At 70.2% G+C, this 15245-nt stretch carries 11 protein-coding genes; 9 read left to right on the top strand and 2 right to left on the bottom strand.

The genetic code is table 11. The annotated features are described in order from the left end of the window. Positions 1-104: 104 nt before the first annotated feature. Genes AB0I06_RS06975 through AB0I06_RS06965 form a run of 3 tightly spaced genes read left to right on the top strand, consistent with a single transcriptional unit; the run spans position 105 to position 4619 of the window. Complete coding sequence (locus AB0I06_RS06975) at positions 105-1889, top strand: N-acetylglutaminylglutamine amidotransferase (protein ID WP_363117714.1); 1785 nt, start codon at positions 105-107, stop codon at positions 1887-1889. Further along, a complete protein-coding gene (locus AB0I06_RS06970; protein ID WP_363118030.1) occupies positions 1886-4108 on the top strand; it encodes a prolyl oligopeptidase family serine peptidase in 2223 nt (740 codons plus the stop codon). Before AB0I06_RS06975 ends, AB0I06_RS06970 begins: the two co-directional genes overlap by 4 nt. 55 nt (positions 4109-4163) lie before the next feature. Beyond that, a complete protein-coding gene (locus tag AB0I06_RS06965; protein ID WP_363117713.1) occupies positions 4164-4619 on the top strand; it encodes a TerB family tellurite resistance protein in 456 nt (151 codons plus the stop codon). A gap of 134 nt (positions 4620-4753) precedes the next feature. Here AB0I06_RS06965 and AB0I06_RS06960 read toward each other — a convergent pair whose 3' ends face one another. Then, positions 4754-5371, bottom strand: coding sequence for a hypothetical protein (locus AB0I06_RS06960; protein ID WP_363117712.1), 618 nt, complete (start codon positions 5369-5371; stop codon positions 4754-4756). Positions 5372-5619: 248 nt separating this feature from the next. Here AB0I06_RS06960 and AB0I06_RS06955 point away from each other — a divergent pair, with 248 nt between their 5' ends. From AB0I06_RS06955 to AB0I06_RS06930, 6 genes are all read left to right on the top strand, one after another. Then, the gene (locus tag AB0I06_RS06955; RefSeq protein ID WP_363117711.1) at positions 5620-6390 is read left to right on the top strand and encodes an alpha/beta hydrolase; all 771 of its coding nucleotides are present in this window, start codon (positions 5620-5622) and stop codon (positions 6388-6390) included. A 263-nt stretch (positions 6391-6653) separates the two neighbouring features. Then, positions 6654-7442 carry a polysaccharide deacetylase family protein gene (locus tag AB0I06_RS06950; protein WP_363117710.1) on the top strand — a complete coding sequence of 263 codons (789 nt, stop codon included), beginning with the start codon at positions 6654-6656 and terminating at the stop codon, positions 7440-7442. 427 nt (positions 7443-7869) lie between these two features. Beyond that, complete coding sequence (locus AB0I06_RS06945) at positions 7870-9228, top strand: glycoside hydrolase family 43 protein (protein ID WP_363117709.1); 1359 nt, start codon at positions 7870-7872, stop codon at positions 9226-9228. A gap of 107 nt (positions 9229-9335) precedes the next feature. Next, a complete protein-coding gene (locus AB0I06_RS06940) occupies positions 9336-11642 on the top strand; it encodes a beta-L-arabinofuranosidase domain-containing protein (RefSeq protein ID WP_363117708.1) in 2307 nt (768 codons plus the stop codon). A 116-nt stretch (positions 11643-11758) separates the two neighbouring features. Then, positions 11759-13168 (top strand): non-reducing end alpha-L-arabinofuranosidase family hydrolase, encoded by a 1410-nt coding sequence (locus AB0I06_RS06935; RefSeq protein ID WP_363117707.1) that lies wholly within the window; start codon positions 11759-11761, stop codon positions 13166-13168. A 77-nt stretch (positions 13169-13245) separates the two neighbouring features. Further along, positions 13246-14892, top strand: coding sequence for a ricin-type beta-trefoil lectin domain protein (locus tag AB0I06_RS06930; RefSeq protein ID WP_363117706.1), 1647 nt, complete (start codon positions 13246-13248; stop codon positions 14890-14892). 114 nt (positions 14893-15006) lie between these two features. Here the strand turns inward: AB0I06_RS06930 and AB0I06_RS06925 are convergent. Then, positions 15007-15245 (bottom strand): RICIN domain-containing protein (locus AB0I06_RS06925; protein ID WP_363117705.1); only part of this gene is annotated, 239 nt, incomplete at its 5' end.

Raw genomic sequence — 15245 nt, 5'->3', positions numbered from 1 at the left:
GGTTTTGTCATGTCTCGCAGAACCGTCCGGGTCCTCACCGGAGGAGGCTCGTCGGCAATCCGGCCGGGCGTGTCCGCCGGTACGCGGCAGGGAGGCGGGCTGCCATGTGCGGGTTGAGCGGGGAGGTCCGCTTCGACGGTGGCCGCCCCGACGTGGCGGCCGTCGAGCGCATGAGCGGCCGGCTCGCCGCCCGCGGACCCGACGGGGAGGGGACCTGGACGCAGGGCGCGGTCGCCCTGGGACACCGGCGGCTGAAGATCATCGACCTGTCGGACCAGGGAGCCCAGCCGATGACCGACGCCCGCGGGCGGGTCACCGGCGTCTTCAACGGCTGTGTGTACAACTATCCGGAACTGCGCGAGGAGCTGCGCGGACTCGGATACCGCTTCACGTCCACGTCGGACACCGAAGTGGTGCTCAACGCCTACCTGGAGTGGGGAACCGCCTGCGTCGAGCACTTCCGCGGCATGTTCGCCTTCGCCGTCGTCGAGCACCGCACCGGCCGTGTCGTGCTCGCCCGCGACCGGCTCGGGATCAAGCCCCTGTACCTGGCACGGACGCCGGGCCGGCTGCGGTTCGCGTCGACGCTGCCCGCCCTCCTCGCCGCAGGGGACGTGGACACCTCGCTCGACCCGGTGGCCCTGCACCACTACCTGAGCTGGCACGCCACGGTCCCGGCGCCGCACACCATCCTCAACGGCGTGCGCAAGCTGCCCCCGGCCACCGTGCGGGTCGTCGAGCCGGACGGCACCCACCAGGACCACTGCTACTGGCAGCCCTCCTACACCCGCCGGCCCGAGCACGCCGGCATGGGCACGGACGAATGGCGTGACGCCGTCCTCGAGGCGCTGCGCACGGCGGTGCGCCGCCGGATGGTGTCCGACGTGCCCGTGGGTGTCCTGCTCTCCGGCGGCCTGGACTCCAGTCTGATCGTCGGGCTGCTGGCCGACGAGGGCCAGCGCGACCTGATGACGTTCAGTGTCGGGTTCGAGTCGGAGGGCGGGGAGCAGGGCGACGAGTTCGCCTACTCGGACCTGGTGGCACGCGAGTTCGGCACCGACCACCGTCGGCTCATGGTCCCCTCCGACCGCGTGTCCACGGCTCTGGACGGCGCGATCGCGGCCATGAGCGAGCCGATGATCAGCCACGACGTGGTCGCCTTCCATCTGCTGTCCGAGCAGGTGTCCAAGGAGGTGAAGGTCGTCCAGAGCGGGCAGGGCGCCGACGAGGTCTTCGCCGGTTACCACTGGTATCCGGAGCTGGCCGGGGTCCCGCGCGAGGACGAACCCGAGCGGTACGCCGCCACGTACTTCGACCGGCCCCACGACGACCTCGCCGGCATGCTCCGCCCCGATCTGCTGACCCGCGACGACGTCTCCGGCCGCTTCGTCCGCGAGCACATGGCCGTCCCGGGAGCCGAGACGGCGCTGGACGCGGCCCTGCGGCTGGACACGCACGTGATGCTCGTGGACGACCCCGTCAAGCGGGTCGACAACATGACCATGGCCTGGGGCCTGGAGGCCCGCGTGCCCTTCCTCGACCACGAACTGGTGGAGCTGGCGGCGGCCTGCCCACCGGAGCTCAAGCTGGCCGACGGCGGCAAGGGCGTCCTGAAGGAGGCGGGCCGCAAGCTCCTGCCCCACGAGGTCGTCGACCGGCCCAAGGGCTACTTCCCGGTACCGGCCATCATGCATATGGCGGGCCCGGTGCTGGAACGAGTACGGCAGGCGCTCGAGGCACCCGAGGCGAGGCGGCGCGGCCTGTTCCAGGAGGCGTACGTGGCCCGCCTGCTCGCGGCGCCCGACGAGCACCGGACCAAGCGGGGCGCGAACGCCCTGTGGCAGATCGCTTTGCTGGAGATATGGCTGCAGACGCACGGGATCACATGACGGACGGCGAGGGCCTGCGGACGGGGTACGGCCCCGCGCCCGGGCTCGCGCCCTCCGGGACGCCGGGTTCGGCGCCCGTGCCGCTCCCGGCCGGCCGGGCGGTGGACCGGTCCGGCACCGCTGACGCCGCTCCCGCTCCGGTGCTGCTGCCCGGCGCGGGCGGCCCGCAGGACGCGGTGACCCGGCTGCGTGCGCACGGCTGCTGGTACCCCTCCGCCGACCCCGACGGCACCGAGGCGGCCTTCATCTGCGACCGGGGCGGCGTCCCCCAGCTGTGGGCGGGTCCGGTCGGCGGCGAGGAGGTCCGTCTGCTCGACTCCTCGCCTGACCCCGTCACCGAGGTGTCCTGGTCGCCCGACGGCCGCTGGATCGCCTACACCACCGCGCCGGGCGGCGGTGAGCACTCACGGGTGCTGTGCGTACGGCCCGACGGCACCGGACGCCGCATCCTGGCGGGCGCCGACCCGGCGAGTTCCGCCCATCTGGGGTGCTGGGCGCACGACGGTTCGGCCGTCGCCGTCACCGTCGCCGCTCCGCCGGCCGCCGTGTCCCCGTTCGCGGGGCGGACCCCGAGCGGCCTCGGCCCGCCGGACGGCATACTCGCCGGGGCCCGTCCGGCGGCCGACTGGGCGGACCGGGACGGTCGTGCGACGCTCCTCGGCGCGACCGCGTACGACGGGGCCCCGGGGACCGGCGGGGCATCGTCGGCGTACGCGGCGGAGGCCGGGGACCCGTTCGCCGCCCCGGCGGCCCGGTCCGGCGGAGGCCTGTCGGTCTACCTGATCGACCCCGACGGCCTGGCCTCCCCGGTGCTGCTCACCACGGAGACGCACGCCGCCTCCCTGCGGGCGTGCGACCTGAGCCACGACGGCGCCCTCGTGCTGCTGCGCCGCGGGCCGCGCGGGCGGCGGGAAGCGGTCGTACGGCGCACCGCCGACTCGGCTACCACCTTCGCGATGCCGGTGGCCGACGGCGACCCGTGGATCGGCCGGTTCTCCCCCGAGGGACGGACCCTGTGGCTGCGCAGCAACGCCGATCGCGAGTACGCGGCGCTGCTCGAAGTCGCGCTGGACACGGGCGGAGCGTCGCGCGGCGTGTCCGTCGCGGCGGAACGGGAGGGAAGCGACCTCGAACTCCTGGCCCTGGCCCATGACGGCCGCACGGCCGCACTGGCGTGGAACGCGCAGGGCGCGAGCGAGCTGGAGCTCGTCGAGACGTTCCCGGCCGGGCAGGCCGCGGACAGTACGGGTCCGCCGAGGCCCCTCGCCCTGCCCCACGAGGTCGTCACACGCGTGACCGCCGCAGGCGCCGGGCGGCTGCTGCTCGCACTGTCCGGGTCGCAGCGCCGGCCGGGCGTCTGGTGGGCCCACGAAGGCGTGTCCCTGCTGCGCACCCCGTGGTCGGCGAAGGACGCGGACGCCGTCCCGCCGGGCCGACCGCCGGTGCGCCCCGTCCCCCTGCGGCTGACGGCACGGGACGGGCTGCCCCTGAGCGGCTGGTACTACAGGGCGCCCGGCCGCTCCCCCGGCGAACCGGCACCCTGCGTGATCCACCTGCACGGCGGTCCGGAGGAACAGGAACGCCCGGTGTTCAATCCGCTGTACCACGAGCTGGCCGGAAGGGGCCTGGACGTCTTCGCCCCCGATGTGCGCGGATCGTCGGGGCACGGCCGGTCCTTCGTCGACGCCGACCTCGGCGCCGGCCGGTTCGCCGCGCTGGACGACGTCGCGGACTGCGCGGCCCACGCGGTCACGGCGGGCCCCGCCGATCCGACGCGGCTGGCGGTCATGGGCCGTTCGTACGGCGGCTATCTGACCTTCGCCTCGCTCGTGTGGCACCCGGACCTGTTCCGCACCGGCGTCGCGGTCTGCGGCATGTCCGACTTCCTCAGCTTCTTCGCGGGCACGGAACCGTGGATCGCGGAATCGGCGGCGCACAAGTACGGCCATCCCGAGCGCGATCGCGAACTGCTGCGCGCCCTGTCGCCGATGAGCCGCATCGACGCGTTGCGCGCCCCGCTGCTGGCCGTGCACGGCGAGCACGACACCAACGTGCCTCCGGGCGAGTCACGGCAGTTCGTCCGGGCCGCGCGCGAACGGGGCGTCTCCGCAGAGCTGTTGACCCTGCGCGACGAGGGGCACGACTTCCTGCGTGCGGACAACCGGCGGCTCTTCCGCCGTGCCGCGGCGGACTGGCTGGCACGGCATCTCCACGGGTGAGCCCAGTGTATCTTCTACAGTGCTGTAGAAGATATTGACGCCTTTTGGAGTGCTCATGGCCCTGTGGGACCGTCTGAAGGAATCCGCCTCGACGATGCAGACCCAGCTGATCGCGAGGAAGAACGACCTCAAGAGCGGCGCGTTCCGCGACTCCAGCATGGCCATGTGCGCCCTGGTCGCCGCCGCGGACGGCACGGTCGACCCCGCCGAGCGGCAGCGTGTCGCCCAGCTCATCGGCACCAACGAGGTTCTGCACAACTTCCCCGCGGACGACCTGCGCCGCCGCTTCGAGGCGAACCTCGACAAGCTGACCGCCGATTTCGACTTCGGCAAGGTGAGCGTCATGCAGGAGATCGCCAAGGCGAGGAAGAAGCCCGCCGAGGCACGGGCCGTCATCCAGATCGGCATCGTCATCGGCGGCGCCGACGGCGACTTCGACAAGGACGAGCAGGCCGTGGTCCGCGAGGCGTGTTACGCCCTGGACCTGCCGCCGCATGAGTTCGACCTCTGATCCACCTCAGACGTCGGTTCAGTCGGTGAGTCGGCGGTAGCTGATGAGAGCTGCGGCTATGCCCTCCGGCCGCTGCGCGGTTGCGCGCCATGGTTCGGTGCAGTGGTGCCGAGCCGGCTGCCGGCCGTAAGTGCTCAGCTTCGCAGGCCGATGACGGCCCAGTCGCGTCGGGCGGCCTGGCTGACGACGTCACCCCATTCGGTGACGAGCCGCGAGAACGACGGGAAGTCCTGGATCCAGCCGATGGGTTCGGTGAGGTGGCGGCCGAAGGTTTCGCGCAGTGAGCCGAGCTGCGGCTCGACGTGCCCCCAGAAGCGATGCAGCGCCGCTACCTCTTCCGGCAGCAGCCAGAGCATGACGTCGAGCCGAGAGGTCCAGTCACAGGTGCCCGGCTCCACAGCCGGAGAGAAGTCCGACGTCTCGGAGGCGAAGGCGGCGCCGTCCCAGAACAACGGGGCACTGAACTGGTCGAGAGCGTCCCGCAGCGGCGCACCGACGAAGGCGCGCAGTTCGTCCCAGCGCTCGCCGGCCCAGAAGTGCGCTTTGTACGAGGTCATGGTGTCGAGGAACTCGTAGCGCGCCCACCACCGTGCCTGCGTGGGGTCGGGCCATGTCCAACCCGGCGGGAGGCTGTAGTCGTACGTATCGTCCGGGCCGAACGCGGCCCCCATGACCAGATCCTCCCGCTGTCCAGCCGGCACCGACTCCAGATGGCTCCAGTCGACGATCAGGACCTCCATGCATACGCCCATGCGGTCAGCATACGAACCGGTTGGCCACCGGCTTGGAGACGTCTCGAGGGGCGCCGCCGGTCTCGTGGCCCTCACAGCGGCCCTACAGATGGAGTGCCGGCATTCCGCACACCGGCGGAGCTGCACAGGGTTCGGTCCCTCCCGCGGTGAATCTTCCGCGGATCGCCCAGTTCGCCGGCCGTATGGTGGAGTCCGACTGGCGTCCACCAACCGACCTCGGCAGGGATGCGGAATACGGAGGTTGATCGATGGATCCGGTGGGCGGCGTCGAGCTCCATACCCGTGAGTGGGGAACAGGCGACCGCGTCGCCGTGCTGTTGCACGGCATGATGGCCGACTCGCGCGCGTGGTGGCGTGTCGGCCCCGCGCTGGCCCGACGCGGCTACCGGGTGATCGCGGTCGACCTGCCCGGCCACGGAAAGTCCCCGCGTTGCGCCGACGCGACCGTGGAGTCCTTCGTGGCGGCGCTTGTGCACTCGGTTTCCGCCGCGCCCGCGCTGGCCATCGGCCACTCCATGGGCGGAGTGATCCTTGCGGCTGCGGTGGGCCGACTGCGGCCTGAGCGTGCGGTGTACGTCGACACCACCTTCGAGGGCGACTCCGATCCCGACCGCGCCACGCTCACGCGAGGGTACGCGACGGCGAAGAAGGAGCGGACCCTCGAGTACCTGTTGCGGGAGCGGTCCTGGTGGAGCGAGCAGGACATGGCCTCCGAGGTGGAGGCTGTCAAGTCGTTCGATGTGGCGACAGCGGTCAGCCTGTGCTTGTCATCAGCGGGCAGGGACTTCACTCCTGCGACCGACGTGCCGTCCCTGGTGGTGCGCGCTCACCCGAGCCGGTACGTGACCCCTGACGTGGTGGCGAGCATGCTGGCACAGGGTTTCACCGTGCGTTCCGTGCCGGGAGCGGGCCACTGCGTCTGGTTCGGTTTCTTCGACGCGTTCATGGAGTCCCTGGACGGCTGGGCTGACTCGCCATCGGAAACGGCGTCTTGGGCGTACCCCGGCGACCGGCCGTGACGGGCGGGCGGGTGAACGGGCCGACGCGGGCTCGGGATCAACCCCGGCGCGCTGCGGGCGACTTCGGCTCGCGCGCAGCGTCACCCACGCGAACGGTGCACCTGCTGGAGGACGGCCACGCCGCCGTGTGCGCCCGGGGCGGCCGTCCGGCCACCGCCGGGCAGCAGGATTGTCCGTGATCGGTAACAGACGGATCCGGAAGCCGCCTTCCGCCCTCTTGCCGTGTGAGCAGGCTCCACGGCGACGGCGAAGGAACGGAAGACATGGTGCGAAGCGGCGGACGGGGATGGTACGCCACGGTACTGGCGGCGGCGCTCGGGGTGACCGCGGTGGCCGGCCTGACCTCGTTCTGGAACGCGCAGCTCGACTCCACCGACGGACGGCCCGGTGAGGCGGGCGTCTCGGCGCCTCCCGCCCGCTCGCAGCCCAAGGACCCCGCGGCCGGGGCCGTCTCGGCGGCCATCGCGCACGCCTCGGACAGGGGCGCCCGCGGCGTCAACATCACCATCGACGACGGACCGGACCCCGTCTGGACCCCCCAGATGCTGCGGGTGCTGCGGGAGAACGGGGTGAAGGCCACCTTCTGCATGGTGGGCACGCAGGCCCGCGCGCACCCCGACCTGGTCAAGGCGGTGGTGGCGGCCGGGCACCGGCTCTGCGACCACACGGTGTCGCACGACGTCACCATGGACCACCGGTCCGAGGGGTACCAGTCCCGGCAGATCATGGACGCCGCCCGAATGATCACCGAGGCGTCCGGGGGTGTCCGCCCCCAGTACTACCGGGCCCCCGGAGGCGCCTTCACCCCCTACAGCCGTCACCTGGCCGCGTCGCACGGGATGCGCCCGCTGGGCTGGAACATCGACTCCAAGGACTTCGAACGCCCCGGCACCGAGGCCATCGTCACCACGGTCGAGGACGAGATCTCCAACGGCCCCACCCTCCTCTTCCACGACGCGGGGGGAGACCGCTCGCAGACCGTCGCCGCCCTGCGGGAGCTGCTGCCGTGGCTGAAGGAGCGCGGGTACTCCTTCGGTTTCCCCGTGCGCTAGGAGCCGTCCGGGCGATCACGCGTGCCGCCCTCCCTTATCCCCCGCGGCGCCCCGGGCCCGGCCGGCTGCTCGCCGATGAGCTTCGCGGCGCCGCCGGACTCGCCCTCGGGGCCCTCCCTCCGCCACCTTGAGACCGGTGCGACGGGTTCTCCTGCCGACACGAGACGTGTCCAGTGACGTGAACGCGGGTCACGTCCGCGATGTGGAATGGCCGCAGAACGGACAAGACCTCGCGGGGAGTTCAGCGTGCGCGACGGCACAGCCGCCCGGCCGTCCGGGCGCCCCGAGCCGCACCGGAAACGGAACCCGTCGGAAGCATTGACGCACCCACGTCCCATACCTATCTTCTGCTCGAAGTACCGCACGCAGTTCGGCATTTCGAACAACCTGAAGCGTCAGGGCAGTTCACGCAGAAATGGGACGAGCGTTGAACAGAACCCTCAGGGCGGTCCTCGCCGTCCTCACCTCGGTGGCCGCCCTGCTGGGCCTCACCACCGCTCTCGCGGGCACGGCCGGAGCCGCCCATCCGCCAGCGGGGCAGACGACGCGGTACACGATGACCGCGTTCACCAACAGCAGTGAGTCGAACATGTACGTGTACGACTCGCCGGACGCCACCGGATTCACCTTGCGGAAGGGCCCGGCCTTCACCCCGCCGTCCGGTCTGATCCGAGACCCCAGCATCTTCAGGCACACCGACGGCTTCTACTACCTCACTTACACCACCAACTGGACCGGGAGCACCATCGGTTTCGCCCGGAGCGCCGACCGAGTGAACTGGACGTTCCTGTACAACCACACGATCCCTGTCAGCGGGCTGACCCGCACCTGGGCGCCCGAGTGGTTCGTGGACACCGACGGCAGCGTCAACATCATCGTGTCCCTGACGTCGGCGAGCACCGCGACCCACTTCACCGCTTACAAGATCACGGCGACCGACTCCGCGCTGACCGCCTGGTCCACCCCCACCCAGCTGGCCGGCATCGGCCCGAACTACATCGACACCTTCGTCGTCAAGGTCGGTTCCACCTATCACGCGTTCACCAAGAACGAGACGACGAAGTACATCGAGTACGCCACCGCCTCCAGCCTCACCGGCCCGTACACCTTCAAGAAGACGGGCAACTGGGCGGGCTTCGGCGACTGGGTCGAGGGCCCGGCCCTGGTCCGGCTCGACAACGGAGGCTGGCGCATCTACTACGACGGCTACCGCGCCGGCGCGTACTGGTACAGCGACAGCTACGACAACTTCGCCACCTGGTCCACGCCCACCGAGGTGCCCGGGCTGTCCGGCCTCATTCGCCACGCCACCGTGCTGAAGGAGACCGTCTCCGGTGGTGTCACCCTCCCGGCCAACACCACTCGGTCCCTCCGGTCCGTCAACTTCCCGGACCGGTACGCCGTGGTGCGCTCCGACAGCCTCGGCTACGTCGACCCGGTGACCTCCTCCAGCAGCACCGCCGTCAAGCAGAGCGCCACCTTCACCGTCGTGCCCGGACTCGCGGACGCCAACTGCTACTCCTTCCGCGACTCCGCCGGACGCTATCTACGGCACTGGGATTACCGGGTCCGCTTCGACAGCAGCAGCGGCACGGCCGTCTTCGACAAGGACGCCACATACTGCGCCCGTCCGGGCGCGACCGCGGGCTCGGTGCGCCTGGAGTCGTACAACTACCCCGGCCGCTACCTCCGCCACTACAACTACGCGCTGCGCATGGACCTCTACCAGAACACCGACACCTTCCGCGCCGACAGCTCCTTCACGCTGGTCAGCCCCTGGGCCTGACCTGCCCGACTCCCCGGCCGTCCAGCCCTCCTGTTGTTCCGTCAGGCGCCGGGAGCTCACCGCGTGGATACGCGACCGCTTGTTCCGCCCTCACCGAAAGGTTCACGATGTCGCCCTCCGTCAGCAGACGGCGCCTACTGCAAGCAGTGGGGGCCACCGCCGCCGCCTCTGCCACCGGATCCTTCGTCTGCGGGTCCCCCGCCCACGCGGCCGTGCCCCCCGCGAGGGCCGACATCGGGGTCTTGGCGCACCCCTTCGCGCTCGGCCAGGTGCGTCTCACCGCGAGCCGCTGGCTGGACAACCAGAACCGCACACGGGACTACCTGCGGTTCGTCGATGTCGACCGGCTGTTGTACAACTTCCGCGCCAACCACCGGCTGTCCACCAACGGCGCCTCGCCGAACGGTGGTTGGGATGCGCCCGACTTCCCCTTCCGCACCCATGCCCAAGGGCACTTCCTGACGGCATGGGCGCAGCTGTACGCCGTGACCGGGGACACCGTCTGCCGGGACAAGGCGACCCACATGGTCGCGGAGCTGGCCAAGTGCCAGGCCAACAACAGCGCCGCCGGCTTCAACGCCGGGTACCTCTCCGGCTACCCCGAGTCCGACTTCACCGCTCTCGAACAGCGGACCCTGAGCAACGGCAACGTGCCGTACTACACCATCCACAAGACCCTCGCCGGTCTGCTGGACGTATGGCGCCACATCGGCAGCACACAAGCCCGTGACGTGCTGCTCGCCCTGGCGGGATGGGTCGACCTGCGCACCGGCCGGCTGAGCGGTCAGCAGATGCAGGCCATGCTGGGCACGGAGTTCGGCGGCATGAACGCCGTGCTGACCGATCTCCACCAGCAGACGGGCGACGCGCGGTGGCTCACCGTCGCCCGGCGGTTCGACCACGCGGCGGTGTTCGACCCGCTGGCGGCCAACCAGGACCGGCTCAGCGGACTGCACGCCAACACCCAGGTACCCAAGTGGATCGGGGCCGCCCGGGAGTTCAAGGCGACCGGCACCACCCGTTACCGGGACATCGCCACCAACGCCTGGAACTTCTGCGTCGACTCGCACACCTACGCCATCGGCGGCAACAGCCAGGCGGAGCACTTCCGCGCCCCGAACGCGATCGCCGGCTACCTGAACAAGGACACCTGCGAAAGCTGCAACACCTTCAACATGTTGCTTCTCACGCGGGAGTTGTTCGCGCTGGACCCGAACCGGGCCGCGCTGTTCGACTACTACGAGCGGGCGTGGCTGAACCAGATGATCGGCCAGCAGAACCCGGCCGACCCCCACGGCCACGTCACCTACTTCACCCCGCTCAACCCGGGAGGCCGGCGCGGTGTGGGTCCCGCGTGGGGCGGCGGCACCTGGAGCACCGACTACGGCACGTTCTGGTGCTGTCAGGGCACGGGCCTGGAGATGCACACCAGGCTGATGGACTCCATCTACTACCGCAGTGACGACACGCTGATCGTGAACCTGTTCGTGCCCTCGGTCCTCACCTGGTCGGAGCGCGGAATCACGGTCACCCAGACCACGACCTACCCCGTCAGCGACACCACGACCCTTCAGGTCACCGGCAACGTCAGCGGGACCTGGGCGATGCGCTTGCGCATCCCGGGCTGGACCGCGGGGGCCACCGTCAGCGTCAACGGCACGCGGCAGGACATCGCCACCACGCCCGGCGGCTACGCCACCCTGACCCGCTCCTGGACCTCCGGCGACACGGTCACCGTCCGTCTGCCCATGCGGGTCGTCATGCGAGCGGCCAACGACAACGCGAACGTCGCCGCGATCACCTACGGCCCGGTGGTCCTGTCCGGCAACTACGGCGATTCCACGCTCAGTTCCCTCCCCACGCTGAACACGTCCTCGATCAGACGGACCAGCAGCACGTCACTCGCCTTCACCGCCACCGCCAACGGCTCCACCGTCAGCCTGGGCCCGTTCCACGACGCGCACGGCCACAACTACACCGTCTACTGGAACGCCGGCGGCACCGTACGTCTCACCAATGTGGGCAGCGGTCTCGTGCTGGGCATCCAGGACATGTCCACGGCCGACGGCGGCCGCGCCCTCCAGTGGCACGACTCGGGCACCGCCGACCACGACTGGCACATGGTCGCCGATGGAAACGGGTTCCGCTTCCGCAACGCCCACAGCGGCAAGGTGCTCGGCGTCTTGAACATGTCCACGGACGACAACGCGACCGTCCTGCAGTGGTCGGACAACGGCACCGCCGACCACCGATGGACACTGCTCGACCAGGGAGACGGGACGTACAAGATCCGCAACGAGCACAGCGGCAAGTTGCTCGCCATCGCGAACAACTCCACCGCCGTCGGCGCGTTCGCGATCCAGGGTCCGGACGACGGCACCGCCGACAACCGGTGGCGCATCGTGCGGATATGAGTTCCGCCCCGGAAGCAGGCGGCCGCTCTCCCCCTTCCGCCTGCTCGACAGCTCGACCCTTGTTCGGAATGGCGAACATGACGAACAGAACCGCTCACTCAAGGAATGAGACCCCCATGCGTAGACGCGGTTTCAGCCGCAAGCACGTGTCAGTCGTGCTGGCGACCCTGCTCGCTTCGGCGGCGACACTCGTCGCCAACCCCGCCCAGGCGGCCACCACGAGCACCGTGCGCGGCGCCGGTTCCGGCCGGTGCCTCGATGTACCGGGCACCAGCCAGACCGATGGCACGAACGTGCAGATCTGGGACTGCCACGGCGGGACCAACCAGCAGTGGACGCTGACGGACGACAACCAGCTCACCGTGTACGGCAACAAGTGCCTGGATGTTCCGGGCCACGCCACCACGGCCGGTACCCGGCCGGTGATCTGGTCCTGCAACGGCGGGACCAACCAGCGGTGGCGGGCGAACGCCGACGGCACGATCGTCGCCGTGGAGTCCGGGCTGTGCCTGGACGTCAGCGGCGGCGCCACGGCCAACGGCACGGCGGTGCAGCTCTGGAACTGCAACGGCGGCAGCGGCCAGAAGTGGACCGGCCTGTCCGGGACGCCGACCACGTGTGCTCTTCCGTCGACGTACCGGTGGAATTCGACGGGTCCGCTGGCGCAGCCGTCGAACGGGTGGGTCGCGCTGAAGGACTTCACCACCGTGACGTACAACGGCCAGCACCTGGTCTACGCGACCGTCTCCGACGGATCGTCGTGGGGCGCGATGACGTTCCGGCCCTTCACGAACTGGTCGGACATGGCCTCGGCCGGCCAGACCAAGATCAGCGGGTCCGCGGTGGCGCCCAAACTCTTCTACTTCGCGCCCAAGAAGATATGGGTGCTGGTCTCGAACGGGTGGGGCACCGCCTGGCCCTTCAGCTACCGCACGTCCAGCGACCCCACCAACCCCAACGGCTGGTCCGCGCCCCAGCCGCTGTTCACCGGCAGCGTCCCCGTCGGCGGCCCGATCGACCCGACCGTGATCGCCGACGACCAGAACATGTACCTGTTCTTCGCCAACGACAAGGGCGGCATCTTCAAGTCGACCATGCCGATCGGGAACTTCCCGGGCAGCTTCGGCTCGTCGTACACGACGGTGATGACCGACACGGAGAAGAACCTGTTCGAGGCGCCGGAGGTCTACAAGGTCCAGGGCCAGAACCAGTACCTCATGATCGTTGAGGCTCGGGGTGCGACCGAGCAGCGATTCTTCCGCTCGTTCACGGCCTCCAGCCTGAACGGTCCGTGGACCCCGCAGGCCGCCACCGAGAGCAACCCCTTCGCGGGCAAGGCCAACAGCGGTGCCACCTGGACCAACGACATCAGCCACGGTGACCTGGTCCGCAACAACCCCGACCAGACCATGACCATCGACCCCTGCAACCTGCAGTTCCTCTACCAGGGCAGGGACCCCAAATCGGACGGCACCGACTACCTGAAGCTGCCGTACCGGCCGGCTCTGCTCACCCTTCAGCGCTGACCCGCGCGCACCTGATCACCACCTCATGAGCGGCCCATCAGGCCCGCACAGCCACGCGGGCCAGGAAGGAACCCCCCATGGTTTCCCTGCACAGACGACTACTGCGTCTCCTCACGGCCACCGCGCTGACGCTCACCGCCTGCGTCACCGCTTCCGCCGGCTCGACCGCCGAGGCCGCGCCGGGCAGTCCGGCGCTCACCCCGCCCCTGGGCTGGAACAGCTGGAACAGCTTCGGGTGCGGGATCACCGAGGCGCAGGTCCGCCAGGCCGCCGACGCGATGGTGTCCACGGGCATGAAGGCCGCGGGCTACCAGTACGTCGTCGTCGACGACTGCTGGTTCGACCCGCAGCGTGACGCGGCGGGCAACCTCCGGGCCAACCCGACCAAGTTCCCCAGCGGCATGAAGGCGCTCGGGGACTACATCCACGGCAAGGGCCTGAAGTTCGGCATCTACCAGGCGCCCAACGAGAAGACGTGCGCCCAGGGCGTGGGAACCTACCCCGGCTCCACCGGCAGCAAGGGCCACGAGGCCCAGGACGCCGCCACGTTCGCCTCTTGGGGCGTGGACTACCTCAAGTACGACTGGTGTTCCGGCAGCGGCACCCTCAACGAGCAGATCGCGCGGTTCACGACCATGCGCGACGCCCTGCGTGCCACCGGCCGCCCGATCGTCTACAGCATCAACCCCAACAGCTTCCACTCCCCCACCGGCGACAAGTACGACTGGGGTGAGGTCGCCGACCTGTGGCGGACGACCGAGGACCTGCTCGACATCTGGCAGAACAACAACACCAACAGCTACCCGATGGGCGTCGGCAACGTCCTGGACGTCACCGCGCCGCTGGCCGCGCAGTCGGGCCCGGGGAACTGGAACGACCCCGACATGCTGGTCGTCGGCCGTCCCGGTCTGTCGCTGACCGAGTCCCGCTCCCACTTCGCCCTGTGGTCGCTGCTCTCGGCCCCGCTCATGGCCGGCAACGACATCCGCACCATGTCCGCCGACGTGAGCGCGATCCTGCGCAACCCCCGTCTGCTGGCGGTCAACCAGGATTCGCTGGGCGCGGGCGGGCGCAGGGTGCGCGACGACGGCGACACCGAGGTGTTCGCCAAGCCCCTGTCCGACGGCTCGGTCGCCGTGGGCCTGTTCAACCGGGGAGGGGGCACCACGACCATCACCGCCTCGGCCGCGCAGGTCGGCCTCACCGGAGGGTCGTTCACCCTCACCGACCTGTGGACCGGTGCCACGTCGAGCACGTCGGGTCAGATCTCGGCGAGCGTCCCGGCGCACGGTGTCGCCGTGTTCAAGATGACCGGCGGCAGCCCGCTGGCCTCCACCACCGCACGTCTGCGCGCCACCGGGTCCGGCCGCTGCCTGGACGTGGACCGCGCCGCCACCGCGGCCGGGTCGGCGACGCTGATCTGGGACTGCCACACCGCCGCCAACCAGCTCTGGACCACCTGGGCCGCAGGCGAGATACGCGTCTACGGCGACAAGTGCCTGGACGCCTACAACCAGGGCACCACCAACGGCACACGGGTCGTCATCTGGCCCTGCAACGGCCAGAACAACCAGAAGTGGACCAGGCAGTCCGACGGGTCGATCCGCAACGTCCACGCCGGGCTCTGCCTGGACGCCCAGCAAGCAGGGACCGCCAACGGGACCCCGGTCGTCCTGTGGACCTGCAACGGCCAGAACAACCAGAAGTGGACCACACTCCCGTAACCCACCACCCACTGCGGGGCCGCAGGCCGTCACGGCTGCGGCCCCGCCACGGCTCTCGGGCCGGGACGGGGCGCCGTACCGCGGGCCCGCCGCCGCAGCGGGAGCGGAGCGGGGTCATCCGGCGGTCAGCGTGGTCCACTTCTGGTTGGAGCCGCCGTTGCAGTCCCACAGCACCAGCTGCGTGCCGTCGGCTGTGGACGAGCCCGGAACGTCGAGGCAGCGGCCGGAGGCGGGGTTGCGGTAGCCGCCGTTGTAGGACTGCCAGACCTGGTTGGCACCACCGTGGCAGGCCCAGAGCTGCACCTTGGTGCCGTTGGCTGTGGCTCCGCCGGCGGCGTCGAGGCACTTGCCCA

It is taken from the genome of Streptomyces sp. NPDC050674 (assembly GCF_040654575.1).
GTDB lineage: Bacteria > Actinomycetota > Actinomycetes > Streptomycetales > Streptomycetaceae > Streptomyces.
This window is presented reverse-complemented; position numbering and strand designations above follow the sequence as displayed.